This is a genomic window from Nocardioides sp. NPDC087217 (assembly GCF_044744805.1).
In the GTDB taxonomy this organism is placed as follows: Bacteria; Actinomycetota; Actinomycetes; order Propionibacteriales; family Nocardioidaceae; genus Nocardioides.
This window is the reverse complement of sequence record NZ_JBIUZB010000001.1, coordinates 1,197,511-1,224,032: the sequence shown is the minus strand read 5'-3', so window position 1 is coordinate 1,224,032 and position 26,522 is coordinate 1,197,511. Positions and strand designations below refer to the sequence as shown.

General features: G+C 69.0%; 23 protein-coding genes. 10 read left to right on the top strand and 13 right to left on the bottom strand.

Annotated features, from left to right (window positions below):
- Positions 1-94: 94 nt before the first annotated feature.
- The 4 genes from ACIO3S_RS05965 to ACIO3S_RS05950 all read left to right on the top strand — a co-directional run bounded on the left by ACIO3S_RS05965 (position 95) and on the right by ACIO3S_RS05950 (position 5,378).
- A complete protein-coding gene (locus tag ACIO3S_RS05965; RefSeq protein ID WP_400460508.1) occupies positions 95-1,183 on the top strand; it encodes a BMP family protein in 1,089 nt (362 codons plus the stop codon).
- A 114-nt stretch (positions 1,184-1,297) separates the two neighbouring features.
- Positions 1,298-2,812, top strand: coding sequence for an ABC transporter ATP-binding protein (locus ACIO3S_RS05960; RefSeq protein ID WP_400460506.1), 1,515 nt, complete (start codon positions 1,298-1,300; stop codon positions 2,810-2,812).
- Positions 2,809-4,089 (top strand): ABC transporter permease, encoded by a 1,281-nt coding sequence (locus tag ACIO3S_RS05955; protein WP_400460504.1) that lies wholly within the window; start codon positions 2,809-2,811, stop codon positions 4,087-4,089. Before ACIO3S_RS05960 ends, ACIO3S_RS05955 begins: the two co-directional genes overlap by 4 nt.
- Positions 4,090-4,094: 5 nt before the next feature.
- Entirely contained in the window at positions 4,095-5,378 is a 1,284-nt protein-coding gene (locus ACIO3S_RS05950) for an ABC transporter permease (RefSeq protein ID WP_400460502.1), read from the top strand.
- A 7-nt stretch (positions 5,379-5,385) separates the two neighbouring features.
- On the opposite strand, the gene ACIO3S_RS05945 is transcribed toward ACIO3S_RS05950, so the two are convergent.
- Genes ACIO3S_RS05945 through ACIO3S_RS05925 form a run of 5 tightly spaced genes read right to left on the bottom strand, consistent with a single transcriptional unit; the run spans position 5,386 to position 13,310 of the window.
- Positions 5,386-6,570: an amidohydrolase gene (locus ACIO3S_RS05945; protein ID WP_400460500.1), complete on the bottom strand. Its 1,185-nt coding sequence runs from the start codon at positions 6,568-6,570 to the stop codon at positions 5,386-5,388.
- A 12-nt stretch (positions 6,571-6,582) separates the two neighbouring features.
- Positions 6,583-7,581: a methylmalonyl Co-A mutase-associated GTPase MeaB gene (gene meaB / locus ACIO3S_RS05940; RefSeq protein WP_400460498.1), complete on the bottom strand. Its 999-nt coding sequence runs from the start codon at positions 7,579-7,581 to the stop codon at positions 6,583-6,585.
- A gap of 12 nt (positions 7,582-7,593) precedes the next feature.
- Complete coding sequence (locus ACIO3S_RS05935) at positions 7,594-9,285, bottom strand: protein kinase (RefSeq protein WP_400460496.1); 1,692 nt, start codon at positions 9,283-9,285, stop codon at positions 7,594-7,596.
- 60 nt (positions 9,286-9,345) lie between these two features.
- Positions 9,346-11,523, bottom strand: a complete 2,178-nt coding sequence (gene scpA, locus ACIO3S_RS05930) for a methylmalonyl-CoA mutase (protein ID WP_400460494.1) — start codon at positions 11,521-11,523, stop codon at positions 9,346-9,348.
- On the bottom strand, positions 11,520-13,310 hold the full coding sequence (locus ACIO3S_RS05925; RefSeq protein ID WP_400460492.1) for a methylmalonyl-CoA mutase family protein: 1,791 nt from the start codon (positions 13,308-13,310) through the stop codon (positions 11,520-11,522). The genes scpA and ACIO3S_RS05925 overlap by 4 nt, the downstream gene beginning before the upstream one ends.
- Positions 13,311-13,399: 89 nt before the next feature.
- On the opposite strand from ACIO3S_RS05925, the gene ACIO3S_RS05920 reads away from it, so the two are divergent.
- A complete protein-coding gene (locus ACIO3S_RS05920) occupies positions 13,400-13,843 on the top strand; it encodes a hypothetical protein (RefSeq protein WP_400460490.1) in 444 nt (147 codons plus the stop codon).
- On the opposite strand, the gene ACIO3S_RS05915 is transcribed toward ACIO3S_RS05920, so the two are convergent.
- From ACIO3S_RS05915 to ACIO3S_RS05905, 3 genes are read right to left on the bottom strand one after another with little or no spacing between them, the layout of a single operon-like run.
- Entirely contained in the window at positions 13,840-14,178 is a 339-nt protein-coding gene (locus ACIO3S_RS05915; RefSeq protein WP_400460488.1) for a DUF1707 domain-containing protein, read from the bottom strand. The two genes, ACIO3S_RS05920 and ACIO3S_RS05915, sit on opposite strands and share 4 nt — an antisense overlap.
- The gene (locus tag ACIO3S_RS05910) at positions 14,175-15,719 is read right to left on the bottom strand and encodes a sulfatase-like hydrolase/transferase (protein ID WP_400460486.1); all 1,545 of its coding nucleotides are present in this window, start codon (positions 15,717-15,719) and stop codon (positions 14,175-14,177) included. The genes ACIO3S_RS05915 and ACIO3S_RS05910 overlap by 4 nt, the downstream gene beginning before the upstream one ends.
- Before the next feature lie 49 nt (positions 15,720-15,768).
- On the bottom strand, positions 15,769-17,340 hold the full coding sequence (locus tag ACIO3S_RS05905; RefSeq protein ID WP_400460484.1) for a sulfatase-like hydrolase/transferase: 1,572 nt from the start codon (positions 17,338-17,340) through the stop codon (positions 15,769-15,771).
- 104 nt (positions 17,341-17,444) lie between these two features.
- On the opposite strand from ACIO3S_RS05905, the gene ACIO3S_RS05900 reads away from it, so the two are divergent.
- From ACIO3S_RS05900 to ACIO3S_RS05885, 4 genes are all read left to right on the top strand, one after another.
- Positions 17,445-18,548 (top strand): glycosyltransferase, encoded by a 1,104-nt coding sequence (locus tag ACIO3S_RS05900; RefSeq protein WP_400460482.1) that lies wholly within the window; start codon positions 17,445-17,447, stop codon positions 18,546-18,548.
- A 108-nt stretch (positions 18,549-18,656) separates the two neighbouring features.
- Entirely contained in the window at positions 18,657-19,376 is a 720-nt protein-coding gene (locus ACIO3S_RS05895) for a succinate dehydrogenase cytochrome b subunit (protein WP_350719721.1), read from the top strand.
- A gap of 13 nt (positions 19,377-19,389) precedes the next feature.
- Positions 19,390-21,444 (top strand): fumarate reductase/succinate dehydrogenase flavoprotein subunit, encoded by a 2,055-nt coding sequence (locus ACIO3S_RS05890; RefSeq protein ID WP_160025236.1) that lies wholly within the window; start codon positions 19,390-19,392, stop codon positions 21,442-21,444.
- Positions 21,441-22,181: a succinate dehydrogenase/fumarate reductase iron-sulfur subunit gene (locus ACIO3S_RS05885; RefSeq protein WP_400460479.1), complete on the top strand. Its 741-nt coding sequence runs from the start codon at positions 21,441-21,443 to the stop codon at positions 22,179-22,181. Before ACIO3S_RS05890 ends, ACIO3S_RS05885 begins: the two co-directional genes overlap by 4 nt.
- A gap of 137 nt (positions 22,182-22,318) precedes the next feature.
- Here the strand turns inward: ACIO3S_RS05885 and ACIO3S_RS05880 are convergent, their stop codons facing one another.
- A complete protein-coding gene (locus ACIO3S_RS05880; RefSeq protein ID WP_400460477.1) occupies positions 22,319-22,735 on the bottom strand; it encodes an organic hydroperoxide resistance protein in 417 nt (138 codons plus the stop codon).
- Between the two features lie 48 nt (positions 22,736-22,783).
- Between ACIO3S_RS05880 and ACIO3S_RS05875 the strand changes: the two genes are divergently transcribed.
- Positions 22,784-23,245: a MarR family transcriptional regulator gene (locus ACIO3S_RS05875; RefSeq protein ID WP_160025239.1), complete on the top strand. Its 462-nt coding sequence runs from the start codon at positions 22,784-22,786 to the stop codon at positions 23,243-23,245.
- A gap of 3 nt (positions 23,246-23,248) precedes the next feature.
- Here the strand turns inward: ACIO3S_RS05875 and ACIO3S_RS05870 are convergent, their stop codons facing one another.
- From ACIO3S_RS05870 to trpS, 4 genes are all read right to left on the bottom strand, one after another.
- Positions 23,249-23,473, bottom strand: coding sequence for an SCO4848 family membrane protein (locus tag ACIO3S_RS05870; RefSeq protein WP_091052819.1), 225 nt, complete (start codon positions 23,471-23,473; stop codon positions 23,249-23,251).
- Between the two features lie 76 nt (positions 23,474-23,549).
- The gene (locus tag ACIO3S_RS05865) at positions 23,550-24,467 is read right to left on the bottom strand and encodes a YihY/virulence factor BrkB family protein (RefSeq protein WP_400460475.1); all 918 of its coding nucleotides are present in this window, start codon (positions 24,465-24,467) and stop codon (positions 23,550-23,552) included.
- A 44-nt stretch (positions 24,468-24,511) separates the two neighbouring features.
- Positions 24,512-25,036 carry a 2'-5' RNA ligase family protein gene (locus tag ACIO3S_RS05860; protein WP_350665729.1) on the bottom strand — a complete coding sequence of 175 codons (525 nt, stop codon included), beginning with the start codon at positions 25,034-25,036 and terminating at the stop codon, positions 24,512-24,514.
- Positions 25,037-25,048: 12 nt separating this feature from the next.
- Complete coding sequence (gene trpS / locus ACIO3S_RS05855; RefSeq protein WP_400460473.1) at positions 25,049-26,086, bottom strand: tryptophan--tRNA ligase; 1,038 nt, start codon at positions 26,084-26,086, stop codon at positions 25,049-25,051.
- Positions 26,087-26,522 lie beyond the last annotated feature (436 nt).

Below are 26,522 nucleotides of genomic sequence, written 5' to 3'. Positions count from 1 at the left end.
CGTAATCCCTGGCAATGCTCGGTCTTTGGGGAGAACGTTCGGACATGAATGTCCTTTGCGCCGCGCTTCGCGGAGCAACGACCTGGAGGCACCAGTGAAGAACAACATCAAAAAGGCCGCCGCCGGCGGCTTCGCCGCGGTCCTGACCGCTGCCGCGCTCGCCGCGTGCGGAGAGGCGCCGGCCGAGCGCGCTGGGGAGGGGAACAGCGACTACCTTCCCTGCATCGTCTCCGACGAGGGCGGGTTCGACGACAAGTCGTTCAACCAGCTCAGCTACGAGGGTGTGAAGGAAGCCGCCGACGAGCTCGGCGCGAAGTTCAAGGACGTCGAGTCCAACAGCCCCAACGACTACACCTCCAACCTGGAGAGCCTGGTCGGGCAGGGCTGCGACACCATCGTGACCGTCGGCTTCGCCCTCTCGGCCGCGACCATCGAGTCCGCCAAGGCCAACCCCGAGACCGAGTACGTCCTGATCGACGACGCGGCCGACGCCGACTTCGACGGCAAGACCGACGCGGAGAACATCAAGCCGATCCTCTACGACACCGCCCAGGCCGCGTTCCTGGCCGGCTACGTCGCCGCCGACTACACCAAGACCGGCGTCGTCGGCACCTACGGCGGCCAGCCGTTCCCGACCGTGACGATCTTCATGGACGGGTTCAAGCAGGGCGTCGAGTACTACGCCAAGACCAAGAACAAGGACGTCAAGGTCGTCGGCTACGAGGGTGGCGAGAAGGGCTCCTTCACCGGTGAGTTCGTCGCCAACGAGAAGGCCACCAACACCGCCCGCCAGATCATCGACCAGAACGCCGACGTGATCCTGCCGGTCGGCGGCCCGATCTACCAGGGTGCGCTCACCGCGATCGACGACTCCGGCAAGGAGGTCGCCCTGATCGGTGTCGACGCCGACTTCTACGAGACCGACCCGAACACCCAGGACGTCGTGCTCACCTCCATCCTGAAGAACATGAAGACCTCCACCACGGATGTCATCCTCGCCGCGGGTGAGGACAAGTTCGACGCGACGCCGTACGTCGGCACGCTCGAGAACGACGGGGTCGGCCTGGCGCCGTTCCACAACTTCGAGTCCAAGGTCTCCGAGACTCTCCCCGACGAGATCGAGGAAGTCACCGCGGGCATCAAGGACGGCTCGATCAAGGTCAACTCCTACCTGGCGAAGTGACCTAGGTGGTGGTCCCGCTCGTCGGGACCACCACGACGAGGGGGCCGGATGCACCCGGCCCCCTCACCACGTACTTCCGGAATTTCTCCACCCCTGCAAGGAATGATCCGTGCCATGAGACTCGCGCTTCGCGACATCACCAAGCGCTTCGGCTCCCTGGTCGCCAACGACCACATCTCCCTGACCGTCGAGCCGGGTGAGATCCACTGCCTGCTCGGTGAGAACGGCGCGGGCAAGTCCACGCTGATGAACGTCCTCTACGGCCTCTACCAGGCCGACGAGGGCGAGATCGTCATCGACGACGTGCCGCAGCGCTTCAAGGGTCCCGGCGATGCTATGGCCGCCGGCATCGGCATGGTGCACCAGCACTTCATGCTCATCCCCGTCTTCACCGTCGCCGAGAACGTCATGCTCGGCCACGAGGCCACCGGGTTCGCCGGCAGTCTCGACCTCGACGCCGCCCGCAAGCGCGTCCGGGAGATCTCCGAGCGCTTCGGCTTCCAGGTGGACCCCGACGCGCTCGTCGAGGATCTCCCCGTCGGCGTGCAGCAGCGGGTCGAGATCATCAAGGCTCTCTCGCGTGACGCCGAGGTGCTCGTCTTCGACGAGCCGACCGCTGTGCTGACGCCGCAGGAGACCGACGAGCTGATGGCGATCATGCGCCAGCTCAAGGAGTCGGGCACGGGCATCGTGTTCATCACCCACAAGCTGCGCGAGGTGCGCGAGGTGGCCGACCGGATCACGGTCATCCGCCGCGGCGCCGTGGTCGGCGAGGCCTCCCCGGAGGCCTCCAACGCCGAGCTCGCGGCCCTGATGGTGGGGCGACCGGTCGAGCTCAAGGTGCACAAGGACCCGGCACAGCCGGGCGAGCGTGCGCTCGTCGTCTCCGACCTCACCGTCGCCGACGAGGACGGCCGTGTCCACGTCGACTCGATCAGCTTCCACATCGACGTCGGTGAGATCCTCGCCGTCGCCGGGGTCCAGGGCAACGGCCAGACCGAGCTCACCGAGGCCATGGTGGGCCTGGCTCCGCACGTCGAGGGCTCGATCATGCTCGACGGCCGCGAGATCGTCGGCCGCTCGGTGCGCAAGGCGCTCGAGGCCGGGATCGGGTTCATCCCCGAGGACCGCCAGGTCGACGGTCTCGTCAGCAACTTCACCATCGCCGAGAACCTCATGCTCAACCGCAGCTACGACGAGCCCTTCGTCTCGCGCGGCTCGCTGAACCTGAAGAAGCTCGACACCTTCGCCAAGGAGAAGCTGGCCGAGTACGACGTACGCGCCCCCGGGGTCTCGACTCTGGCCGGGCAGCTGTCGGGCGGCAACCAGCAGAAGGTCGTCGTAGCCCGTGAACTCTCCCGTGACCTGCGACTTCTCGTCGCGGCACAGCCGACGCGCGGCGTCGATGTCGGGTCGATCGAGTTCATCCACCAGCAGATCGTGGCCGCGCGCGACTCCGGTGTCCCGGTCCTCGTGGTCTCCACCGAGCTCGACGAGATCGCCGCCCTCGCCGACCGGATCATGGTCCTCTACCGCGGGCGGGTCGTGGGCATCGTGCCCGCCGACACCTCCCGCGACACCCTCGGCCTGATGATGGCCGGCGAGTCTCCTGAAGGGAGCGATTCGTGAGCGAGAAGGGGCCGGAGAACGAACCGGCCGAGACGACAGAGCCCACCGAGCCGACCGAGCCAACTGAGCCGGCTGAGCCGGAGAAGGCGTCCGCCGACACCGACCGGGTGCCCGAGGCGAGCCGTTGGCACGTGGCGATGCGCGAGATCACCACGGGCAACGCGCTGGTCGCGGTGCTCTCGGTGGTGCTCGCGATGTTCTTCGGGTCGCTGATGATCCTCTTCACCGACGAGGACGTCCGCTACGGGCTCTCCTACTTCTTCGCCCGCCCCTCCGACACGTTCTTCTACGCGTGGGAGGCCATCTCGGGGGCGTACGTCTCGCTGTGGCGGGGCTCGGTCTACAACGATCTGGGCGGCACGTTCGCCCAGCAGATCAAGCCGATCACCGAGACGATGAAGTTCGCCGCGCCGCTGACGCTGGCCGGCCTCGGCATCGGCCTGACCTTCCGCGCCGGGCTCTTCAACATCGGCGGTCGCGGGCAGATGCTGCTCGGTGGCGCCGCGGCCGCGTTCGTGGCGGTCAGGTTCGACCTGCCGATGATCGTGCACCTGCCGCTGGCCATCCTCGTCGGAGCGCTGGCTGCCGCCCTGTGGGGCGGGATCGCCGGCCTCCTCAAGGCGCTCACCGGCGCCCACGAGGTGATCGTGACGATCATGCTCAACTACATCGGCTACTACCTGGTCTTCTACGCCCTGACCCGCAAGTCGCTGCTCCAAGCGCCCGGGTCGGGCAACCCGAAGTCCTCGCCGATGCCGGAGTCGGCGATCCTGCCCGACCTGCTCGGGCCGCAGTTCAACCTGCATGCCGGTTTCCTGCTCGCCGTGCTGGCGACGTTCCTGGTCTGGTGGATCCTCAACCGTTCCTCGCTCGGCTACCGGTTCCGGGCGGTCGGCGAGAACCCCTCGGCCGCGAAGGCTGCCGGCATCAACGTCGGGGTCGCCTACCTGAGCGCGTTCCTGATCTCCGGCGCGCTGGTCGGCCTGGCCGGTGTCAACCAGGTGCTCGGCTCGGTGACCGACGGCGCGACCAGCGGTCTCGACGCCGGGATCGGCTTCGACGCGATCACCGTCGCGCTGCTGGGACGGTCGCGGCCGTTCGGCATCCTGGCCGCCGGGATCCTGTTCGGCGCGTTCAAGTCCGGCGGCTTCTTCATGCAGGCCTCCGAAGGCATCCCGGTCGACATCGTGCTGGTCATCCAGTCCCTGATCGTGCTCTTCCTCGCCGCGCCACCTCTGGTGAAGGCGATCTTCCGACTCCCCACGAAGGAGGCCTGAGGACCGTGTCTGTTGTCGATCTTCCGGTCAACTCCGACGAACCAGTCGTCGCCGAGCGCATCCCGGGCCTGTGGAAGACGCCCATCGTCATGGCGGTGTTCACCGTGCTGGTGGCGCTGCTCGTCATCGTGGCTCCGCGCACCGGTGACTCCACCTTCCGGTGGAGCCGCGACGGTGACTGGTTCGCCATCCCCGACATCACGCTGCCCGCCAACGGCGTTGTGTGGACGGCCGTGGTGCTGTGCCTGCTGTGCACGGCGTACGCCGCCTGGAACGCTCGCGCCGGCCGCAAGACTCCCCTGGTGCTGGTCGCGGCGTTCGCCGTGATCGCCGTGTCCGGGTTCCTGGCCTGGGCGGTCGCGGGCAAGACGCTGCCCGTGGTCGGCCTGCTCGCCGGCGCGCTCGCGCTGGCGGTGCCGCTGGTGTTCGGTGCACTCGGCGGCGTACTCGGTGAGCGGGCGGGCGTCGTCAACATCGCCATCGACGGCCAGCTGCTCTTCGGCGCCTTCGGCGCCGCGATCGTCGCCTCCCTCACCGGCAGTCCATGGGCCGGCCTGGTGTCCGCGATGGTCGCGGGGATGCTGGTCGCGCTGCTCCTGGGCCTGTTCGCGATCACCTACTGGGTCGAGCAGGTCATCGTCGGTGTCGTCCTCAACGTGCTCGTGATCGGCTTCACCAGCTTCATGTTCTCCCAGGTCCTCTCGGAGAACGCCGGAGCACTGAACAACCCGCCGCACTTCCCGCGCTTGGAGATCCCGCTGCTGTCCGGCATCCCGGTGGTCGGCCCGATCTTCTTCCGCCAGACGGTGCTGGTCTACATCATGTACGCCGCCGTCTTCCTCGTCGCCTGGGCCCTCTACCGGTCCAAGTGGGGCCTGCGCGTGCGCGCGGTCGGCGAGCACCCGAAGGCGGCCGACACCGTCGGCATCAACGTGATCGCGACCCGCTACCGCACCATCGTGCTGGCCGGCGCGATCGCGGGCATCGGCGGAGCGACGTACACGCTCGTCTCGGTGCCGTCCTTCGGACGTGAGATGACCGGCGGCGCGGGCTACATCGCGCTGGCGGCGGTGATCTTCGGCAAGTGGGATCCGATCAAGGCGACGCTGGCGGCGCTGCTCTTCGGCTTCGCCTCCAACGTCGAGTCCGTGCTCTCGGTGATCGGCTCTCCGGTGCCGTCGCAGTTCATGCTGATGCTGCCGTACGTGGTGACGATCTTCGCCGTCGCCGGTCTCGTCGGCCACTCACGCGCACCCGCCGCCGACGGCATCCCGTACCGAAAGGGCTGACCCCGAGCTAGACCAGCGCGCGGTGGGCGGCGGCGGCCAGAACCTTGGCGCCGACGCCCACCGCGCGTTCGTCGATGCGCAGGTCACCCTGGTGGAGGTCGTAGGTGGGGCCGCCGGGGGTGCGTACGCCGAGCCGGAACATCGAGCCGGCGACCTGCTCCTGGTACCAGCCGAAGTCCTCGCCACCCAGGCTCTGCGCGGAGACGACGGCACCCCGCTCCCCCAGAACCTCGCGGACGCTCTCCACGAGGATCTGGTGGGACTCCTCGTCGTTGCTCACCGGTGGGACACCGCGGGTGTAGTCGACGGCGGCGGTCACGCCGTAGGGGGCGATGATCTCGGCGACGACCTCACGCACGACGTGCTCGACCTCGCTCCAGGCGTCGCTGTCGAGGATCCGCACGGTGCCTCCGACGGAGCCGTGGGCCGGGATCACGTTGTGGATCTGGCCGGCGGTGACCTTGCCCCAGACCACGCTCACGCCGGCCCGGGGGTCCATCCGGCGGCTCAGGATCACCGGCAGCTCGGTGGTCACCTTGGCGAGCGCGAAGACCAGGTCGCCGGTCAGGTGCGGGCGCGAGGTGTGACCGCCGGTGCCACTGAGGTGTACGTCGATCAGGTCGGCCGCGCTGGTCAGCGCGCCGGAGCGGATCCCGACGCGGCCGACGTCCACGGTCGGGTCGCAGTGCAGCGCGAAGATCCGCTCCACGTCGTCGAGCGCGCCCAGGCTCATCAGGTGCAGCGCCCCGCCCGGCATGACCTCCTCGGCGGGCTGGAACAGCAGGCGTACGCCACCGGGCAGCGGCGACTCGCGATGCAGGTCGGCCAGCGCGAGGCCGGCGCCGAGCAGGGCCGTGGTGTGGACGTCGTGGCCGCAGGCGTGCGCGACCCCGGGAACGGTGCTCGTCCAGAGGTCGGTGGTGACGTCGTCGACGGGCAGGGCGTCCATGTCGCCGCGCAGCGCGACGATCCTCGACTCCTTGCCCCCGCTGCCCAGGTCGGCGATCAGACCGGTCGCGGACGGCCGGTCGACCTGCCAGCCCGCCTTCTCCAGTCGTTCGGCGACCAGCTCGGTGGTGCGATGCTCTTGCCACGAGAGCTCCGGGTGCGCGTGGATGTCCCGGCGCAGGTCGATCAGCTCGGCGTCGTAGGCGTCGACTCGCTCGGCGAGGAAGGCAGCAGGCTCCAGCATGGTCCCGTCAGACTAATCCTTGTCGTAGGCGGCGAGGATCCTGTCCGCGGCAACGGTCGCCGGCAGCTCGCCTGAGAGCACCTCGGCACGCACCTCGTCGCGGATCGCCTTGACGCCCGCAGAGTGCTTGAGCCGCTGGTCGAGCTCGTCGCGGACGAGCGCCCAGGTGAAGTCGAGCTGCTGCTCGGCGCGCTTGGTGCGCAGCCCGTCCTTGCCGAGGTGCGTGCGGTGCGCCATCACCTGCTCCCAGACCGAGTCGACCCCGTCGTCGTGGAGCGCCGAGGCGGTGACCACCGGTGGCGCCCACTCCTCGCGGGAGCGCACCAGCCGGAGCGCGCCGGCGAGCTCGCGCGCGGCCGCGCGCGCCTCCTGGGCGCGGTGGGGGTCGTTGGGGTCGGCCTTGTTGACCGCGATCACGTCGGAGATCTCCAGGATGCCCTTCTTGATCCCCTGCAGCTGGTCACCGGTGCGCGCGATGGTGAGGAACAGGAACGTGTCCACCATCCCTGCCACGGTCACCTCGGACTGCCCGACGCCGACGGTCTCGACCAGCACCACGTCGTAGCCGGCCGCCTCGAGCACCGCCATCGCCTGCACGGTCGCCCGCGCGACCCCGCCGAGCGTGCCGGCCGACGGGGAGGGCCGGATGAACGCGTTGGGGTCCACGGAGAGCCGCTGCATGCGCGTCTTGTCGCCCAGGACGGAGCCTCCGGTGCGTACCGACGACGGATCGACGGCCAGCACTCCCACCTTGAGGCCGTTGGCGGTCAGCCGGCTGCCGAGCGCCTCGATGAAGGTCGACTTGCCGACCCCGGGAACCCCGGAGATCCCGACCCGCACCGTGTCGCCGGCCGGAAGCTTGGTGAGCAGCTCGCGCGCGATGTCGCGGTGCTGGGGCTTGGTCGACTCCACCAAGGTGATCGCTCGTGACACCGCCGCCCGCTTGCCGTCGCTGATGCCGTCGAGAAGGTCTTGTACGTCGGGCCCTGGCATGGCCAGCACCTTAGCCAATCGCGAACCCGGTCAGCGAGCGCGCCGCAGGACGTCGCGCACGACGCCCGGCAGCTGACCCGAACGGACGTCGTCCAGCGGCACCCACGAGACACCCATCTGCACCGCGTACCAGGCCGCCGCGGCGGCGATGATCGCCAGGCCGACGACGGCGACGACCCAGCGCTGTGACGGCGAGGACGCTGCCCGGGCGACCGGTCCGACGGTGTCACGGACCCGTTGCGAGGCGAGCCAGGCCGCGGACATGAAGACCATCGCGGCGACGTAGAGCACCGCGGTCAGCGGCAGCCCGAGCGCCAGGCAGCCGACCGCGACGGCGGCCGCGATCACGCCCGTCAGCGCGGTCAACGCCATCGTGCCGGGGACGGCGCGCACCAGGTCCCACGGCGAGCGGACGAGCGCCCACAGGCCGTCGTACCACTTCCGGCCTCGCGCCTCGCGACGCTTCGACAGATGGTCGGCGGCCAGCGAGACCGCCCGCAGCAGCCAGACACCGAGGCCGAGCAGGGTGGCGCCCGGGAGCGGGTACGCAGCCACCACCCCGGCGAGGATCGCGGCGAGCGCGACCAGGATCAGGAAGTGCATCGGCCCCGGCCAGCGCTTGAGGTTGGCGTGCTTGCTGGGTGGGCTCCAGCCGGGCTCGGGCGACGGAGCCGGTGGCGGCGCCTGCGGGTCGAACCGGCGCACCACCACAGGCTCGGCCGGCGCGTCGGCCACGGTCACCGCGGTCGGCGGCACCTCCTCCACCTCCGTGACGGCATCGCCGGCGGCGTCCGGGTCCACCAGCGTCGGCTTCAGCCCGGCGTCCACCGGTGCGGCGGCCAGCGGCATCGTCACCGGCAGCACCTTGGTGACCGCCGAGGCGTCGGCTCGCGACCACGGCACCTCGGGCTCCATCAGCCACTCCCGCAGCTCCTCCAGGCCCGGCCGGTCCGCGGGATCCGTCGCCAGCGCCGCCGTCAGGACCTCCCGCATCGACCCCTCGATGCCGTCGAGGTCGTGCTGGCCGCGGCGTACCCGATCCAGGACGGCCATCGACGGACCGGTCCCGAACGGCGGGCGGCCCAGCAGCGCATAGGCCGTGGTGGCAGCCCAGGAGTGCACGTCACTGGCAGGCGAGGAGGGCGTCCCCTCCAGGATCTCCGGCGCCAGGTATCCCGGGGTGCCGACCAGCCATCCGGTGAGGGTGATCTTGGGATCGTCGGCGACTCGGGCGAGCCCGAAGTCGATGAGCACCGGCGTACGCCCCTCCATCACCACGTTGGAGGGCTTCACGTCACGGTGCAGCACGCCGGCGTCGTGGCAGGCGGCGACGCCGCCGGCCAGGCAGCGCGCCAGCCAGAACCGGTCCTCGCCGACGACGGGTCCGTCGTCCTTGATCCGGTCGTGCAGCGTCGGCCCCGGCACGTAGCGGGTCGCGACGTAGGGAAGGTCCGCGTAGGGGTCGGCGTCGACGATCTCGGCGATCCACGGGCTGCGCACCTGCCGCAGCGACCGCACCTCGCGCTCCAGCCGGGCGCGGGTCTCCTCGTCCCCCACGACATGGGTACGCAGCACCTTCAGCGCCACCCGCTCGCCGGTCTCCTCGTGGCGGGCCAGGTGGACGACGCCCATGCCGCCCTCACCGAGCTTGCTGAGGATCTCGTAGGCGCCGACCCTCATCAGCCCGTCCCCGGATGCCCGCCCGGGGCGTAGGTCCGTCACAGCTCTGAGGCTAGACGAGCCCGACGCCCCCGGCGAGGACATACTCGGAGCTACCGCTGGTCAGTGGTCGAGCTGCTCCCGCAGACGACCGAGCAGGTCGATGGCGGAGTCGGCGATGACGGTGCCGGGCAGGAAGACCGCGGCGGCGCCCATCTGCTCGAGCGTGGCCACGTCGTCGGGCGGGATGACCCCGCCGATGACGATCATGATGTCCGGGCGCCCCTGCTCCTCCAGCGCCGCCTTCAGCGCGGGGAGCAGCGCGAGGTGACCGGCAGCCAGCGACGAGACCCCGACGATGTGTACGTCGGCGTCGACCGCCTGCTGCGCGACCTCCTCGGGGGTGGAGAACAGCGGGCCTACGTCGACGTCGAAGCCGAGGTCGGCGAAGGCCGAGACCACGACCTTCTGGCCACGGTCGTGACCGTCCTGGCCCATCTTCGCGACCAGGATCCGCGGGCGGCGTCCCTCGGCCTCCTCGAACTCCTTGGTCGCCTCCAGCACCTTGGTGACCTTCGAGTCACCCGACGTCGTCGCCTCGTCCCGATACACACCGGAGATGGTACGGATGACGGCCTGGTGCCGTCCCCAGGCCTTCTCCATCGCGTCGGAGATCTCCCCGACGGTCGCCTTCGCCCGGGCCGCGTCGACGGCCAGCTTGAGCAGGTTGCCGTCCAGGTTGCCGGTGCCGCTGGGCTTGCTCGTCGAGCCGGCCGCGTTGGTGATGGCCTCCAGGGCCCGGCGTACGTCCTCGTCGTCGCGCTCCGCGCGCAGCCGCTCGAGCTTGGCGAGCTGCTGCTTGTAGACCTGGTCGTTGTCGACCTTGAGCACGTCGAGCGGGTCCTCGGAGGGAAGTCGGAAGGTGTTGACGCCGATCAGCTTCTGGGCACCGGAGTCGAGGCGCGCCTGGGTGCGGGCGGCCGCCTCCTCGATGCGCATCTTCGGGATGCCCTGCTCGATCGCCTTGGCCATCCCGCCGGCCGCCTCGGCCTCCTGGATGTGTGCCCAGGCGCGCTCGGCGAGGTCGTGCGTCAGACGCTCGACGTAGTAGGAGCCGCCCCACGGGTCGATGATCTCGGTCGTGCCGGACTCCTGCTGCAGCAGCAGCTGGGTGTTGCGGGCGATGCGGGCCGAGAAGTCGGTCGGCAGCGCGATCGCCTCGTCCAGCGCGTTCGTGTGCAGCGACTGGGTGTGGCCCTGGGTCGCCGCCATCGCCTCGATCGCGGTGCGGCCGACGTTGTTGAAGACGTCCTGGGCGGTCAGCGACCAGCCGGAGGTCTGCGAGTGGGTCCGCAGCGAGAGCGACTTGGGGTTCGCCGGGTCGAACTGCGAGACCAGACGCGACCACAGCGCGCGGGCCGCGCGCATCTTGGCGACCTCCATGAAGAAGTTCATCCCGATCGCCCAGAAGAAGCTGAGCCGCGGCGCGAACGCGTCGACGTCGAGGCCCGCGGCCAGACCGGTCCGCAGGTATTCGACACCGTCGGCCAGCGTGTAGGCGAGCTCGAGATCGGCCGTCGCCCCGGCCTCCTGCATGTGGTAGCCGGAGATCGAGATCGAGTTGAACCGGGGCATCTTCGCGGCGGTGTAGGAGAAGATGTCGCCGATGATCCGCATCGACGCCGCCGGCGGGTAGATGTAGGTGTTGCGGACCATGAACTCCTTGAGGATGTCGTTCTGGATGGTCCCAGCCAGCTTCTCCGGCGGGACACCCTGCTCCTCAGCGGCCACGATGTAGAGCGCCAGCACTGGCAGCACCGCGCCGTTCATGGTCATCGAGACCGACATCTGGTCCAGCGGGATGCCGTCGAACAGCGTCCTGGTGTCGTAGATGGAGTCGATCGCGACGCCCGCCATGCCGACATCGCCGCGCACCCGCGGGTGGTCGGAGTCGTAGCCACGGTGGGTGGCCAGGTCGAAGGCGACGCTCAGACCCTTCTGGCCGGCGGCGAGGTTGCGGCGGTAGAACGCGTTGGACTCCTCCGCGGTCGAGAACCCGGCGTACTGCCGGATCGTCCACGGCTGGGTCGTGTACATCGTCGGGTAGGGCCCGCGCAGGAACGGGCTCAGCCCCGGGAAGGTGTCGAGCGCGTCGAGACCCTCGAGATCCTCAGGCCCGTACGCCGGCTGGATCTCGATGCCCTCAGGGCTCAGCCAGCCCTCACCCGAGGGAGCGTCGGCGGGGTACGGCGGGGTCTCGCCCTTCAGCGGGAGGCCCTTGAAGGAGCTGGGGATGGTCATGCGAGCTTCTCCCTCGTAGCGGTCAGGAAGGCGAGCGCGTCGACACCCATCGAGGCGGCGTCGTCCACCTCGGCGTCGACGGCGTCAGGCTTCCCGGCGATGATCACGTGTGTGGCACCGGCCTCGCGGAGGGCTGCGATCGCGGCCGCACCCCACTCGGCGTACGCCTTGTCCGAGCCGGCCAGGCAGACGACCGGCGGCGCGCCGGTATGCCCCCGAGAAATTGCGCGGTACTTCCCGGCGAGGTCCTCGGCGTCAGCGGTCGCGCCCGCGACCTCGACGCCGATGCCACCGGCGGCGAGGAGGTTGGTCGCGAACGTCGCCCGGGCGGTGTGCTGGGCGACCGTGCCGAGGGTGGCGAGGAAGACCTTGGTGGTGGCGGGAGCGTCGCGCAGGGCCTCGAAGGAGGCGCCGTAGCGCACCACCCGCTCGTTGAGCGGGTCGACCGGCCGCTCCGGGAGCGTCTCGGCGAGGTTGGGGAACTCAGTGAGCCCGGTGATCGGACGTCGGCGGCGCGCGATCGCCTTCTCCCGCTCGGCGGAGACCGCGGCGATCCGGTCGCGGAAGGGCGAGAAGTCGCGTCCCTGCTCCCACTCCTCCTCGATCTGGATGAACGCCTCCCAGCCGGCCGCGGCCATGTCGGCGGTCAGCTGCTCGACGGCGAAGGAGCCACCGGCGGGGTCGGCGACGGCCGCGACGTGGGACTCGTCGATCAGCAGGTGGGACACGTTGCGGGCGATCCGTCGCCCGAACCCGTCCGGCACGCCGTTGGCGGAGTCGAACGGCAGCACGGTCACCGCGTCCGCGCCGCCGACACCGGCGGCGAAGGCCGCGACGGTGCCGCGCAGCATGTTCACGTAGGGGTCGTACTTCGACAGCATCGGTCGCGAGCTCACCGCGTGGGTGCGCATCTCCACGCCCTCGGCCCCGGAGAGCTCGAGGACGCGTGCCCACAGCTGACGGGCGGCCCGCAGCTTGGCGATCGTCGGGAACTGCTCGTCGGTGGCCGCGAACCGGAACTCGATGAGGCTCGCCGCCACGGCGGGCGAGAACCCGGCCTCGGTCAGCGCACGCAGGTAGGCGACGCCGACCGCGATCGACCAGCCGAGCTCCTGCACGTCGGACGCGCCGAGATCGTGCGCAGCCGTGGCGTCGACGACGATCGCGCGCACCCCGATCCCCTGGGCGAGGCGGGCGAGGTCGACCAGCTCGGCGAACGCCTCGTCGGGCGCCAGCGGCAGGTCGCGCAGCAGCGCGCCCATCGGGTCGGCACCCAGGTTGGTCGCGGCGTGCAGGCCGGTGCCGCGCTCGGCGATCAGCGCGAGCAGGTTCTGGGCGACCTTGACCGCACCGATCGGCGCGTCGAGCACGATCGGGGCCAGGTCGAGGAGCACCTTGTCGAGGAGCACTGCGAGGTCGGTGGTCTCGTCGGCTGCCACCCACAGCGAGGAGACCCCGCCGTCCAGGTCGACCAGCGCGGCCTCGTTGGCCGCCTTGGCGTCCACGCCGGAGAGACCGGAGACGAGCGAGCGGATGTCCCAGGCGCCGGCGCGCGCAGGACGGGCCGCGTCGACGAAGGACCCTCCCGGCAGGCCGAGCGGGGCGATCCGGAGTCCGTCGAGGGAGGTGCGGGTCAGCTTGTCCCAGACGAGCGAGTCGGCGTCGTCGGCGGTCAGCCGACCGCTCTTACGGAGGACGGCAGCAGTCGCCGCCTCCCACTCTGCCTGGGAATGGGCATCCGCCGGCTGGGCAAGGCGCAACGAGTCGTCGCGAGCGGCGTCGTTCATGGGTCGAACCTTAGGCCGATGAAGTGGCGGTGACCACAAAGTGTGAGGTTTACAACCGCTAACTGAGACACGCCGTTAGGTTGACCGCCGTGAAGGTACGTACTCCGGGCGGACAGGCCTATCGGATCACCCGACGCTGGGTCCCCTGGCAGCGGAAGTCGCGCCGCCTGAGTCTCGACGCATTGGAGATCCCTCTCGGCGCCCCTTCCGGCGACGACCCGATCAGCGCGATCCTCATGGTGCTCTGGCTCATCATCGCGCTGCCGATCCTCGTCGTGGTCGTCGCGGTCATGCTGCTCACCGGCATCGAGCTCCTCCTCCTGCTCGCGATCCTCCCCTTCGCCGTCGGCGCCCGGGTCGTCTTCGGCCGCCACTGGACCGTCGAGGTGCGCCGCGCCTTCACCCCCATCCACGAGGAGCGCGCCGGCAGCTGGGCCGCCAGCGGCGTACGCATCACCGAGCTGGCGCGGGAGATCGAGTCGGGCCGCGTCCCCGCGGACACCCTGGCCAAGCAGTCGGCCAAGCAGTCCTAGTCGCGCCACAGGCGCAGCAGGGGCAGGCCGGTGTAGACCAGCACCCAGACCGGCCAGAAGAACCCCCTGCCAGTGAGGTGCCAGACCAGGACGGCGATCGCGCCGCAGATCAGGAAGACCAGCAGATCACGTACGAGGCGGGGGCCCGCCCCACCAGGCGGAGCGGGATCCTCGCCCAAGTCGTCGACGACCGCGGCGAGCTCGGCGGACCGGGCGGCGCCCCACACCGCCTCGGCACGCGACTCCAGCTCGGGCGCGTCGATCCTCCCCTCGGCGTACGCCTCGACGAGCCGCGCCCGCGCGGCCTCGCGGTCCAGGTCACCGATCCTGGTCACAGCGTCTCCAGGTCGAGCGCCCGGCCGGAGGCGTACAGGTCCTTCGGGCAGGTCGAGTCGGCGCAGTTCTGATAGCGGTCGGCTAGCCTCGCGAGCGCCTTCACGGTCTCCGCGACGGCCGGGTCCGCGGCGAGGTTGTGCTGCTCATAGGGGTCCGAGGAGCGGTCGTAGACCTCGACCTGGCCGGTGTGCAGACGGGCGTAGGTCCAGGAGCCGACCCGGACGCCGGACCACAGCTGCCTGCTCCCGTCGGTCACCCGCCAGCCGCTGATCGGGATCGCGCGGACCTGCTCGGGCGCGCTCAGCCACGGCATGATGTCGATCCCGTCCGGCGCCCGAGGTGGCCGAGCCCCGGCCGCCGCCAGCAGGGTCGCGGCGAGATCCGGGTTGGTGACCGGGGTCCGTACCGTCCGGCCGCGCGGCACTCCGGGGCCGCTCATCAGCACCGGGATCCGCAGCGACTCGTCGTAGTGCCACAGCTTGCCGTTGAGGTTGTGGTAACCGTTCGAGAAGCCGTTGTCGGAGGTGAACACGACCAGCGTCCGCTTCAGCTCACCGCTCTTCTTCAGCCCACCCAGAAGCGAGGCGATGTTGCGATCCAGGCTGCGGATCGCCTCGAGGCGGCGCTGGTAGGCGATCCGGAGGGCGTCCTTCTTGCGCGGGTTGAACTTCCCGCGCCCGGGCGAGCCCTTCGCGTAGCCGGAGGTGTCCTCGGGAAAGAGGTTCGGCCGCGCCGGGATCTGGACGTTGTCGTAGAACCCTCGGTCCTGGGCGTCGGGCACGGTCACGGACAGAGCGGCGTCGGTGCCCGGGTAGATCTTCTTCGGATCGTCGGGCCCCGAGGGCCCACCGTGGTGCGGCGCCACGTAGTTGACCCAGGTGAACCAGGGCTTCCCGCTCGCCCGCTCGGCCGCGATCCCGGCCTTCGCGTGCTCGGTGATGACCGTCGAGGAGTAGCCCTTGGACTTGATGATCTCGCCGTTGACGTTGAACTTCGGCGAACGGAAGTTGTAGGTCGACGGGTCGACGGTCGCGCGCCACTGGTCCCAGCCGGGCGGCACGTCGCCGCGGGTCGCGCCCTCTCCGTAGCCGTTGAGGTACTTCCCCGCCAGGACCGTCGAGTAGCCCGCGTCCTGCAGCGACGTCGCGACCGTCGAGGAGTCGTCGAAGGCCTGATACCCGCCGTACGGCCCCTCGATCGTGCGCGCGCCGTGGTTGTGGGCGTACTGCCCGGTCAGCAGCGAGGCCCGCGCCGGCACACAGATCGGCGTCGGCGCGATCCCGTCGGAGAAGGAGACGCCGGTCCGCTCGAGCAGCTTCCGCACTCGCGGCAGGTAGTCCATGTCCAGGGCGGAGAGATCGTCGACCGTGACCATCAGCAGGTTCGGCCTCTCCGTCGGCCGCTCCAGAGCAGGCGTACGCGTCGGGCCGGCCGCCACCGCGGCCGGCTCGTGCACCAGGCCGGTCACCGCGAGGGCGCTCATCGCCGCCGTCGCCACAGCAGCGCGCTTGCGACGCGTGAACAGGTTGACGACCGGCATGACCAAACACTCCCCAAGTAATAAGAGTTATTTAGTCTACTTTAACTCGTTAGAGACCGTCGAGGTCGAGCGGGCGGTCGGCGGCGTACATCTTCTTGGGACAGCTGTCGCCGGCGCAGTCGCGGTACTTGTCGGTCAGGTCGGCCAGCTGCGAGACCGTCGCGGCGTGGGCCGGGTCGTCGGCGAGGTTCTTCATCTCGTACGGATCGTTGGTGCGGTCGTAGAGCTCGACCTCACCGGTGGTCAGCTCGACGTAGGTCCACCGCCCCACGCGCACCCCGGACCAGAGCCGCGAGGTGCCGTCGGAGGTCGGCCACGCCTCGATCGGTACGACGCGGGTCTGCTCGGGCGCACGCAGCCACGGCAGGATGTCGATGCCGTCGGGCTCGTGCGGATCGCCGGCCCCGGCCGCCGCGAGCAGCGTCGTGGCGATGTCCGGGTTGGTCAGCGTGGTCCCGACCTCGCGCCCCTTCGGTACGCCGGGCCCGCTCATCAGCACGGGGATCCGCAGCGACTCCTCGTAGTACCAGAGCTTGCCGTTGAAGTTGTGGTAGCCGCTCGAGAAGCCGTTGTCGGAGGTGAAGACGACCAGGGTGCGCGCCAGGTCGCCGCTCTTCTTCAGCCCACCGAGCAGGGAGGCGATGTTGCGGTCCAGACTGCGCGCCGACTCGATCCGCCGCTGATAGGAGAGCCGGTAGGCGTCCTTCTCGATCTGCGAGGGGTTCTTCCGCGACGGCGACCCCTTCGGGAACTTCTTGCGCGCCTCCGGGAACAGGTTGGGCTGCTCCGGGATCGGCTCGTCGGCGTACTTGTCCCGGTCCTGCTTGTCCGGCACCGGTACGCCGATCGCACCCTTGGTGCCCGGGAAACGCTGCTTGGGGTCACCCTTCTCCGTCGGCCCGCCGATGTGCGGGGCCACGTAGTTGACCCACTGGAACCACGGCTTCTCCGCGGCCCCGGCCTTCTTCTTGGCGTCCGTCAGCGCTGCTCTCGCCTGCTGGGTGATGACGGTGGTCGAGTAGCCCTTGGGCTTCACCAGACGCCCGTTGACGTTGAACTTCGCACCCAGATAGTTGTACGTCGAGGGGTCGACGGTCGCGCGCCACTCGTCCCAGCCCGGAGGCAGGTCGCGCTCGGTCCCCGCGTCGCCGTACTCGTTGAGGTACTTCCCGGTGAACACCGTCGAGTAGCCCGCCTCCTGCAACGAGGTGGCCAGGGTCGCGGAGTCGTCGAAGGAGGGATAGCCACCCTCGGGACCGTGGATGGTGTGGGCCCCGTGGTTGTGGGCGTACTGCCCCGACAGCAGCGAGGCGCGGGCCGGCACGCAGATCGGCGTCGGCGCGACCGCGTCGGTGAAGGTGACGCCGCTGTCCCCCACGAGCTTCTTCACGCTCGGCAGGTAGTCCATGTCGAGGGCGGAGAGGTCATCGACCGTGATCATCAGCAGGTTGGGCTTCTCGACCGGCATCTCGAAGGCCGGCGTCGCGGTCGAGGGCTGCTCGGAGACGCGCTCGCCCGACGGCTGCTGGGTCGGTGCCTGACCACAGCCCGACATCCCTACGAGCCCAGCAACCGCGAGTGCTGCTGCCGAAAGCGTCCAGACCCGTCTGGATACCGCCACTGATTGTCCTCATCACGCTGGTCGTCTACTGGTCGTGCCGATGGTTCATCCCAGGTCAACGCACACGTCGCGCTCTCGCCATCCCCGGCCAGGACGCTGGTCCCATGAAGATGGCGCTGGTCACCGAGAGCTTCTTTCCTACCATCGATGGTGTCACAACCACGGTGAAGGCCATCGCCGACCGCATGATCGAGTCGGGCCACGAGGTGCGGTTCATCGCGCCCGGCCCCGGACTCTCGGTCTACCGCAACAGCCGGGTCGTCCGCGTCTCGCCGATCGCCAAGACCGGCCGCCAGGTACGCAACGCCCTGGAGTCGTTCGAGCCGGACGTCGTGGTCACCTTCGACCCGGGCCGCCTGGGCCGCAAGGCTCTGTCGTCGCCGACGGCGGCCGCCGCGACTACGCTGGTCGTCCAGCAGTCCCCTCTCTCCCCCAAGGCGGCGCTCACCTGGAGCACCTCGATCGCCGCGTACGCCGATGAGATCTTTGTCACAAGCGAGTACCTGCGCCGCACGCTCGCGGCGATCGACGTCGCCGCCGAGGTGTGGGAGCCGGGGGTCGACACGGCCGCCTTCTCGCCCAGTCTGCGCGACGACTGGCTCCACCGCCGGTGGTCCAAGGCGAAGTCCCGACCCACACCGCTGGTCGTGGTCGGCTACGCGGGCAACCTCGCCAAGAGCCATGGCGTACGCCGCCTCGCCGAGCTCACCGTGGTGCCGGGGATCCGCCTCGTCATCATCGGCGACGGACCCCAGCGCGGATGGCTCAAGCAGCGGGTCCCGCAGGCGAAGCTGACCGGCCCGCTGGGCACCGGCGACCTCGCCATCGCACTGGCGTCGCTCGACGTTCTGGTCCACCCCGGCGAGGAGGAGGGATGCGGCCACATCCTGCGTGAGGCCGCGGCCAGCGCCCTCCCGGTGGTCGCCCCGCGCGCCGGCGCGGCGGCTGAGATCGTCCAGCACATGGAGACCGGATTGCTCTACAACCCGGCCCGCGCCCGCGAGCTCGCCGACGCGGTCGCCTCGGTCGTCTCCGACCCCCGGCGGCGCCTGCTCGGCGACCGCGGCCGGGAGCTGGTCGCGACGCGTCCGTGGACCGATGCCGTCGACGAGCTGCTGGCCCGCCTGGTGGCGCTGAGCGAGGTCCGGTCCTCACAATCTCACGCCATCGCCACGGAGAATGCACACCCTGCTGTTAGGCTTGCCTAACCCATTCCCAAGATACTCGCCAGTAACCCCACCCGCCCACGCAGCGACGAAAATGTCACATACTCCCTGCGTACAAGTTCGGGTATGAGGGGTAGTAGCGTGCGTGCCGTGGCAACCACGACTCTGATCAAAGGCGCGCGGTCGACGCGCTCGACGATCGCCCTGAAGCTCCTTATGGCGGCCAGCGGCATCGTCTTCATCCTCTTTGTGCTGGCGCACATGTACGGCAACCTCAAAGCCTTCAGCGGCGAGATGGCCTACAACGAGTACGCCGAGCACCTGCGTACGTTCGGGGAGCCGATGCTGCCGTACGGCGGGCTCCTCTGGATCCTGCGGGTAGTGCTCCTGGGCTCACTGATCGCGCACGTCGCTTCGGCGGTGGCGCTCTCCATCCGTGCCCACGCGCAGCGCCCGGTGAAGTACGCGGTGAAGAAGAACAAGGCTTCGTCGCTCTCCTCGCGCACCATGCGCTGGGGCGGCGTGGCCCTGCTCCTCTTCGTCGTCTGGCACCTGCTCCAGTTCACCATCGTGAAGATCAACGTGGGTGCTGGCGGGCAGGCCCCTGAGGTCACCGAGAACCCCTACCGGCTGCTGATCGCCGCGTTCCAGCCGGAGCAGTGGTGGATGGTCATCATCTACCTGCTCGCGATGCTCGCGCTCGCGTTCCACCTGCACCACGGCACCTTCAGCGCCATCCAGACGCTCGGGTTCACCAACACCGCTGAGTCGCGTGCCAGGGCCCGCGTCGCCGGCTGGGTCGTCGCGATCGTGGTCGCCGGCGGCTTCTCGCTGGTCCCCCTGTTCACCGTCTTCGGCGTCATCTCGTAAGGACATCTGACACATGGCTGCTGGAACCCACTACCTGTCCGGCCTCACCCCGACCAACGAGGCACCGGTCCAGAAATCCGACGACGCCGCGGGCTACTACGTGCTCGGCGACAAGCTGGTCGACCCGAAGGCGCCGACCGGCCCGATCGCGGAGCGCTGGACGACCCGCAAGTTCGAGAACCGCCTGGTCAACCCGGCCAACCGCCGCAAGCTGTCGGTGATCATCGTCGGCACCGGTCTCGCCGGTGGCGCCGCTGCCGCCACGCTCGGCGAGGCCGGCTACAACGTGAAGTCGTTCTGCTACCAGGACTCCCCGCGTCGCGCCCACTCGATCGCCGCCCAGGGCGGCATCAACGCCGCCAAGAACTACAAGGGCGACGGCGACTCGGCCTACCGGCTCTTCTACGACACGGTCAAGGGCGGCGACTACCGCGCCCGCGAGTCCAACGTCTACCGCCTCGCCGAGGAGTCGGTGAACATCATCGACCAGTGCGTGGCCCAGGGCGTGCCCTTCGCCCGCGAGTACGGCGGCCTGCTCGACAACCGCTCCTTCGGTGGCGTGCAGGTGTCGCGTACGTTCTACGCCCGCGGCCAGACGGGGCAGCAGCTCCTCATCGGCGCCTACCAGGCCATGGAGCGCCAGGTCGCCGCCGGCACCGTGGAGCAGTTCACGCGTCACGAGATGCTCGAGCTGATCGTCGCCGATGGCAAGGCCCGCGGCATCATCGCCCGCGACATGGTCACCGGCGAGATCGAGACCCACCTGGCCGACGTGGTCGTGCTCGCGACCGGCGGCTACGGCAACGTCTTCTACCTCTCGACCAACGCGATGGGGTCCAACGTCACCGCCACGTGGCGTGCGCACCGCAAGGGCGCCTACATGGCCAACCCCTGCTACACGCAGATCCACCCGACCTGCATCCCGGTGACCGGCGCCCACCAGTCGAAGCTGACCCTGATGTCGGAGTCGCTGCGTAACGACGGCCGCATCTGGGTGCCCAAGAACGCCGAGGACTGCGCCAAGGACCCGCGCGAGATCCCCGAGGAGGACCGCGACTACTTCCTGGAGCGGATCTACCCCGCCTTCGGAAACCTGGTCCCCCGTGACATCGCCTCGCGCGCGGCGAAGTACATGTGCGACGAGGGCCGCGGCGTCGGTCCGGAGGTCGACGAGACCCAGCCCGACGGCACGGTGAAGAAGTTCCGCCGCGGTGTCTACCTCGACCTGGGTGCCGCGATCGAGCGCCTGGGCAAGGCCGCGATCGAGGAGAAGTACGACAACCTCCTCGACATGTACGAGCGGATCACGGGTGAGAACCCCTACGAGCTGCCGATGCGCATCTACCCCGCCGTCCACTACGTCATGGGCGGCCTCTGGGTCGACTACGAGCTCTCGACCAACATCGAGGGTCTCTACTGCACCGGTGAGGCCAACTTCTCCGACCACGGCGCGAACCGCCTCGGTGCCTCGGCGCTGATGCAGGGTCTGGCCGACGGCTACTTCGTGCTCCCGAACACCATCCGCGAGTACCTCGCCGACGGCCCGTTCGACCCGATCTCCGAGGACCACCCGGCGGTCGTCGAGGCGAAGCAGTCGGTCCAGGAGCGGATCGACAAGTTCATGTCGATCAACGGCACCCGCTCGGTCGAGTCGATCCACAAGGAGCTCGGCCTGATCATGTGGGAGTACTGCGGCATGGAGCGGACCGAGGAGGGCCTCAAGAAGGCCATCGGGCTGATCCGCGAGCTCAAGAAGGAGTTCTGGACCAACGTCAAGGTCCTCGGCTCGGCCGACTCCCTCAACCAGGACCTCGAGAAGGCCGGCCGTGTCGCCGACTTCATCGAGCTCGGTGAGCTCATGTGCATCGACGCGCTCAACCGGCGCGAGTCCTGCGGCGGCCACTTCCGCGCCGAGTCGCAGACCGAGGACGGCGAGGCGCTGCGTCACGACGACGAGTTCGCCTACGTCGCGGCCTGGGAGTTCGGTGGCGAGGACGGCGCCCCGATCCTCCACAAGGAAGATCTGATCTACACCGCCATCGAGATGAAGCAGAGGTCCTACAAGTGAAGCTGACGCTCAAGATCTGGCGGCAGGCCAACGCGTCCGACAAGGGTGCGCTCAAGACGTACGAGCTGGACGGCGTCTCGCAGGACATGTCCTTCCTCGAGATGCTCGACCTGCTCAACGAGCAGCTCCTGCACAACGACGAGGAGCCGATCGCGTTCGACTCCGACTGTCGCGAGGGCATCTGCGGCATGTGTTCGCTGATGATCAACGGCGAGGCGCACGGCCCGGAGGTCACCACGACCTGCCAGCTGCACATGCGCTCCTTCAACGACGGTGACACCATCACCATCGAGCCGTGGCGCGCCGCGTCGTTCCCGATCGTCAAGGACCTGATCGTCGACCGCTCCGCGTTCGACCGGATCATCCAGAACGGCGGCTACATCTCGGCCAACACCGGCTCGGCCCCCGAGGCCAACTCGGTGCCGGCCCCGCGCGACAAGGCCATGCGGGCGTTCAACACGGCCACCTGCATCGGCTGCGGCGCCTGCGTCGCCGCCTGCCCCAACGGCTCCGCCTCGCTGTTCCTCGGCGCGAAGATCACCCACCTCGGTGAGCTGCCGCAGGGCCAGCCGGAGCGCTACTCGCGCGTGCAGTCCATGGTCGGCCAGCACGACGCCGAGGGCTTCGGTGGCTGCACCAACATCGGTGAGTGCGCCTCCGCCTGCCCCAAGGAGATCCCGCTCGACGTGATCTCCCAGCTCAACAAGGACCTGCGCAAGTCGCTGATCCTCGGCTGACCGTCTGGTCACCACGTGACAGAAGGGCCGCTCTCCTCGGAGAGCGGCCCTTCTTCTATGCCGAGACGTCAGGTACGTCGGCCGAGACGTCACGGTCGTGCCCACTCGGCCGACGTAGGTGACGCCTCGACCGGTGGTCAGGCGACGGTGAGCTTGACCTCGATGTTGCCACGGGTGGCGTTGGAGTACGGGCAGACCTGGTGGGCCTGCTCGGCGAGCTGCTGCGCGGTCGTGGCGTCGGCGCCGGGGATGGTCACCTCGAGCTGCACGGCGAGGCCGAAGCCGCCCTGGCCGTTCTCACCGATGCTCACGTCGGCGACGACCTCGGAGTCGGTCATGTCGACCTTGGCCTTGCCTGCGACGAGCTTGAGCGCCGAGTGGAAGCAGGCCGCGTAGCCGGCGGCGAAGAGCTGCTCGGGGTTGGTGGCACCGCCGGCGCCACCCATCTCCTTGGGGACGCGAACGTCGGCGTCGATGAGACCGTCGGAGGACTGGACGTGGCCGTTGCGGGCGTCGCCGGTGCTGACTGCGGTGGCTGTGTAGATCGGTGTCATGTGCACAACTATATTGTGCACAATTTAATAGCGCAAGGGGGTAGACTGATCGATGTGTCCGGCCGTACCTACCCTCAGCTCTCGCTCGACCTTCAGCTCTGCTTCCCGCTGTACGCAGCGACCAGAGCCGTGACGAAGCGCTATGTGACGCTGCTCAAGGGGACCGGGCTGACCTATCCGCAGTATCTGGTGATGCTGGTGCTCTGGGAGAGCGAGGAGCCGCTCTCGGTGACCTCCCTCGGCCAGCGCCTGCGGCTCGACTCGGGCACCCTGACGCCGCTGCTCAAGCGGCTCGAGACCGCTGGGCTGGTGCGGCGCGACCGCGACCCCGGCGACGAGCGCCGGGTGCTGGTCAGCCTGACTGAGGCCGGCCAGGCCCTGGAGGAGCAGGTCTCCGGCGTACCGCAGGAGCTCGGCGCATCGATGGGGATCACCCGTGACGAGGCGCTCGCGCTGCGCGACCAGCTCACCGAGCTGGTCGACCACCTCGACACGGCCGAGTCCTCCTGAGGGCTATCCCCTCGTCAGCAGCCGCTGCACTCCCAGCTTGATCAGCAGGCCGCCGAGGAGAACGTCGACGACCACGAGCACCGCGTGGGCGATGTAGTAGGGCTTCGGACGGGTCTGCTCCGGGTCCTTGGCGGTCTTGACGAGGTTGCGGCCGAAGTTGGTCCAGATCGCGATCGTCCAGACCCCGATGACCAGGAGGAGCGCGCCGTCAGTCTTCTCGAGCTTCATGGGTACGACTCTCTCATCCGCCGCACCCGTGCTGGCGTTCGGGCCGCTCCCGGATAGTCCGGGGAGTTTCCGTCCATTACTCGCCGGTAGACCGACCGGAACTCCCCGGACTATCGGTCTCCGGCTCGGCAGGAGTCGCGCCGACGTGGGCGTAGCAGGCGGCGTACAGGATCACCATCGAGGTGTAGTGGATCCAGACGACCAGGATGAGGGCGATGCCGAAGGCCTGGAAGGCCGGCTGCCCCTGGGTGGCCTTGAGCAGCAGGGTCGAGGCCTGCTTGAGGATCTCGAAGCCGATCGCGCCGAGCACGGCGCCGGCCCACAGGGGACGCTTGGGGGTGTCGCTCTGGGGAGCCAGGTGGAACATCGCGAAGAAGAGCACCGTGTTGGCCGCCAGGCCGAGCACCAGGGTGAGGAGGACGATCAACCAGCCGAAGCCTTCGTCGAGGCCGATCCAGTCCAAGACGTTGACCGAGAAGGTGCGTACGAGGCCGGTGACGGCCACCGCGACCAGCAGGATCAGGCCGAGCCCGATGAGTGCGACCAGGTCGCGGGCCTTGGCCGCCAAGAAGCCCGGCTGATCCTCGTCGGGCACCAGGAAGACCGCCTCGAGGGCCTTGCGAAGTCCGTCGATGAAGCCGAGGCCGGCGTAGAGCAGACCGATGACACCGATGATCCCGACCGCGCCGGCCGCACTCTCGATGTCGGAGATCTTCAGCTGCCCGGCACCGTCGCCGACCAGCCCGGGCAGGACCTGGTCGATCGCCTCGACGAGGTCGCTCTCGGCTCCGGAGTAGACCTTGGCGATCTGGCCGACGGCGAAGAACGCGAGCGCGAGGATCGGGAACGTCGACAGGAAGCCGAAGTAGGTGATCGCACCGGCCTGCTGGGCGGCCCCGACGTCGCCGTAGTGCTCCTGCGTGCGAATCACCCGGTCCAGCGCCGGGAAGCGCGCACGCAGCTCGGCGATCTTTGCCTTGACCTTGTCCTTCATCCCGAGGTCCCCATCCGTCGTTCATGGGCGGACCCGAGCCCGCCTCAACCGGTCAGTGCTGCTCTCAGCGCGAACTCCCGCGTCGGGCGCCAGCCATCCGTGTCGTCGTGGACGTAGAGGTGGAACTCCTCGACCGACCACTCGCACTCGAAGTCGGCCAGCTCGCCGAAAGCCTTGTCGAGGCTAGCGTCGGGAAGGTCGTGAGCGATCGTGACATGCGGGTGATAGGGAAACGTGAGCTTCTGATCGAGCGGTCCCTGCCGAACCGCGTTGGCCAGCTGTTCACAGCCCGAGATGCCCTGCACCACAGCCACGAACACCACCGGCGAGACCGGCCGGAAGGTGCCGGTGCCGCGCAGGTGCACGCTGAAGGGGGCGACCCGCGAAGCCGCCGACTCGAGATGGCTCTCGACGTCGGGCAGCAGGTCGTCGTGGATCTCCGTCGGGGGCACAAGAGTGATGTGCGTCGGGATCATGGTCGCCGTCGCGTCCCCGAGAGACGTCCGGTAGTCCTGGAGCTGACTTGCCCATGGCTCCGGGATCGCGATGGCAACACCGATGGTGCGCATGCGCCGACCTTACTAGCCGAGCGGCGACGCGGGGGGCACAAAGCCGACCCGCTCGTAGACGTCGGCCAGAGTCTTGCGGGCGACCACGCCTGCCTTCTCCGCACCCTGCTGCAAGATGCCGTCGAGGTACGCCCGGTCCTCGAGAACCTCGAAGGTCTTCTCCCGGAACGGGGTGACGTAGTCGACGACGACCTCGGCGAGATCCTTCTTCAGATCGCCGTAGCCCTTGCCGGCGTACTTGCCGACCAGGGTGTCGATCTCGGAGCCGGTCAGCGCGGAGTAGATCCGGAGCAGGTTGGAGACGCCCGGCTTGGCCTCCTCGTCGAAGCGGATCTCCATCTCGGAGTCGGTGACCGCGGAGCGGATCTTCTTCGCCGAGACGTTCGGGTCGTCGAGCATGTCGATCAACCCGGTCGGCGACGAGGCCGACTTGGACATCTTGATCGTCGGGTCCTGGAGGTCGTAGATCTTCGCGACCTCCTTGAGGATGTAGGGCTCGGGCAGCCGGAACGTCTTCTTGTAGCGGCTGTTGAACCGCTGCGCGAGGTCGCGGGTCAGCTCGAGGTGCTGCCGCTGGTCCTCACCGACCGGGACGTACGCCGGGCGGTAGAGCAGGATGTCGGCGGCCATCAGCATCGGGTAGGAGAAGAGGCCGACCGAGGCCGCGCCCTCACCGCCCTTGGCGGACTTGTCCTTGAACTGGGTCATCCGCCGGGCCTCACCGAACGAGGTGATGCACTGCATCACCCAGCCGAGCTGAGCGTGCTCGGGCAGGTGGGACTGGACGAAGATCGCGGACCGGTCCGGGTCGACGCCGGCGGCCAGCAGCTGGGCGGCGGCCCGCCGCGTACGCTCGCGGAGCACCTTCGGGTCCTGCTCGACCGTGATCGCGTGCAGGTCGGCGATGAAGAAGAACGGCTCGTGCTCCTCCTGCAGGCTCACCCACTGCCGGACCGCGCCGAGATAGTTGCCGAGGTGGTAGGAGTCCGCCGTCGGCTGGATGCCGGAGAGGACCCTGGGCCTAGTCGTAGGAGCAGTGCTGCCGGTCATGTGCGCATTCTGTCAGCCACCCGCCGAAAGGCTCGAAATGGTGGGAGGAAGAGGATCGATCACCGATCCGTACGATCTGTGGATCCTGCCCGCGGCACCGACCTGCGTGCCGGCCATGGGCCTCGGCGCCCCCCGTGATCAACGTCGAGGACCGTGGTCGCCCGCGGTCTTCTTGAAGGCCGCGGGCAGGATCCGCATGACCCATCAACGACCGATTCTCGACGGAGTTATCGAACAGGTGCATCCAATTTCTTACGAGTTTGTGGACCTCCTGAGAGGCTCCACTCAGTGCAGATTCGATGGCCCGTCAAATGCCCTTTTCCGGCCCGACACATGCCCCTGTTAACCTGTTTGGTCGACCCGCGGATCCTCCAAGGGGTCCGCAGCCTCGGGCCAGCTGCCGAATCGGCCTCGAGGCCAGGCGACCCTCGAGGAG